2 protein-coding genes are annotated in these 2,823 nt (G+C 33.4%); both read right to left on the bottom strand.

Annotated features, from left to right (window positions below; genetic code table 11):
* Window positions 1-1,027: 1,027 nt before the first annotated feature.
* Complete coding sequence (locus AB1444_16315) at window positions 1,028-1,771, bottom strand: hypothetical protein (GenBank protein ID MEW6528218.1); 744 nt, start codon at window positions 1,769-1,771, stop codon at window positions 1,028-1,030.
* A gap of 21 nt (window positions 1,772-1,792) precedes the next feature.
* A partial coding sequence (locus AB1444_16320; GenBank protein MEW6528219.1) for a hypothetical protein occupies window positions 1,793-2,823 on the bottom strand: 1,031 nt, incomplete at its 5' end.

Below are 2,823 nucleotides of genomic sequence, written 5' to 3' on the forward strand. Positions count from 1 at the left end.
TATTATACCGTAACCCCAAATAGAATAAACAATATCGTATTGTAATGTTGCATAAATCGATTTAAACGTTATAAATATAACAGTTTTTTGTTATAAATATAACAAAATGTTATATTTTATGACAACACATTTCAAAAACTTATAAATTTTTTTTATAAATATTTAAAATATTATTGACAAAATAGTAATCTCATAATTATGTATTACAAAAAAAAATAGGAGAAAACAATTTTATTATATCTGGCTACACTTACTAAGAGTGAAATCATAAAAAATAAAAAAAGTAAATAGCGTAATGGCCTTGGAGGGATTTTGTTCGTCACATTAAAAGATTAAGTAGGTGTAGCCCGATAATTTTTATTTTCTTCTTTCCCCCGGTCCGGTAATCATTGTTTTTTCTCTTATAATTTCTTTCTATAATGCACTTTAAATGCACTTTATAATCCACTTTCTTTTGTCCAGGCGGCAACAAAAGAAAGTGCCAAAGAAAAATGCCTTGAGCTTTCTATATGTATTTAATCGTTGCCAGCATGCTGCGGAATAGCATCCCTTCAGGTCACCTGCCCTGAGCTTGCCGAAGGGTCGCACGCAACACATGACGCCGTACCTCCTGTCCGGCTATCGTTGCCTTACCGTTGCCGTGGGAATAATTCTTTTGTATTGACTGACACTACATCATCAAAATTTTCTTCTTTTAGAATGATGATGTAACCGCATTCCATATATTTTTTGTTGCAGTCCGTGTTCTAGTTAGTCTCCATGAAATACTTTTGCACAAGCATAGTAACTATCTGTCAAAGCACGCACGCAATTTCAATGGTACAGTACATCCCTATACAGAATGTCTTCCTATTGCTTATCTATTTTACTTTTAGTTTTTTAGCTTCAAATGATTTCCTACTGTGCTTTTATGTATTCTTTCAGAAATAACTGTCTATTTGTTTTCATCACAATTTCTTTTTTTCCTGATTGAACTTTACATAGATAATCAATAATTTTTCAAACTTTTTTTACTTTAATCTTTATTCTATAATGAATGACCCTTTTTATCTACAATCATAGTATGTGGCAGTTTACTTTTTAATGTCTTTACACCCCTTGCACTTATCTTTGTATTCCATATTAATAACTTCTCTAAACTTTTCATCTTCTCAAGATATTGTATCCCTTTATCACTTACTCTTGTTCCTGGTATGGTTAGCAATTGCAGTTGCATATTCTGTAAATATTGTAAACTATCGTCTGTTATCATCGTATTTGCTGCCGCTAACTCTTCTATATTCAAATCCTGTAGATATTTAAAACCTTCTCCTGTTATCATAGTGTTACTAACTATAAGCGTTCGTAACTTCTTCAACCCCTTTATATGCTTCAACCCCTCATCTGTTACCTTAGTATTGCTTATGTCTAACTCCTCTAAATTCTCCAACTCCCCTATGTACTCCATCCCACGATCGGTCAGCTCACAGTCACCAATACCTAATATCCTTAACTTTTTTAACGTAACAATATGCTTTATCCCTTTATCTGTTATATTGCTCTTAGTTATACCAAGCAACTCTAATGTTTCTCCAACTTCATTTAATACTTTTAGTCCATTATCATCTATTTCTGTATTATCATATACATAGATAGCATAAATTTTTCCTTTCCAATAATTTATCTCTAAATTTTTCACCTTTTTAATATCAGCATACAAACTTATTTGATATAATGCAATTGCAATTGATATTGAGTATATTAATATTAAAACCACTTTATTAATTTTCACAGTCATTCCTCCTTTTTAAATTTATGACTTTATCAAATATTGAAAATATCGAAAATTTGACTTTTTATTTTTACCTAAAATATCTAAATATTTCATCCCGTGATTCACAGATTTCCCTACATCTGACACATACCACCCTCCTTTTTCTTTGTCGTAATATAAGTTTACATTATGTTCGTGATTATAATCAGTTGAATAAAACCTCATCACCCCATATAGCTTCCCATTCCCATTACTCATTAGCTTTACAAATTCTTTATAATCCGTTACTTGCTTTCTCTCAAACCCATATGCTTTTACTATCTCATCTTGATATGTTGTGCCATCATTCTTTATTGCCCCTTCCTTGTACCACCGCTCTATAAAATCCTTTACATCCTCTACCTTTGCTCCCGATAATACTAAATTCACATACAATGATGCATATACACATCCACCCTGTGCCATTTTTACTGCATCTTTTACTCCTTCCAACTTGCCTTCATCTATTAACTCCTGTATTGCTTTCTTCAATGGCCCATCTTTGCCCTGATTTAAGTTTAATGTCAAATCTTTTATTTCTTCTTGACTCCATTCTTTTTTCCCTAATCCAAACAGCCATTCTATACCTTTTTGTAAGGTCCCTATTACATTGTCAAACATCCCTGCCACTTTAGTATTACTTTGATTGCTTTCATCTTTTAATACTGTTCTTTGACTCTTCTCCTCTAACTTCTGCCTGCGCTTTGCTATATCACTTTCCAATACCGTTGTATCATATCCTGACTGCTTCAGTGCCCATACCTTTGCATCGGTTACATCTCTGCTGTCTTTATAAAAATCTTTCAGTATGCTTTCTGCTTCAAGGGTACCAAATTCCATTAGCGCTGCTTGTGTTGCCACTATCTTGCCCAATTCAAATATCGCTTTCTCTGTGTTAGTTACAAATCCTTCCCCCTGTGCCCAATTTATGAGCCGCTCTGTTGTATTGCGTACTACTTCTACTCCTGCCTGTATGCCACTATCTATCCACTCAAATATCCCATCCCAGGCACTTCCCAGTACACTGCCTG

Source organism: Spirochaetota bacterium, from assembly GCA_040756435.1.
GTDB lineage: Bacteria > Spirochaetota > UBA4802 > UBA4802 > UB4802 > UBA4802.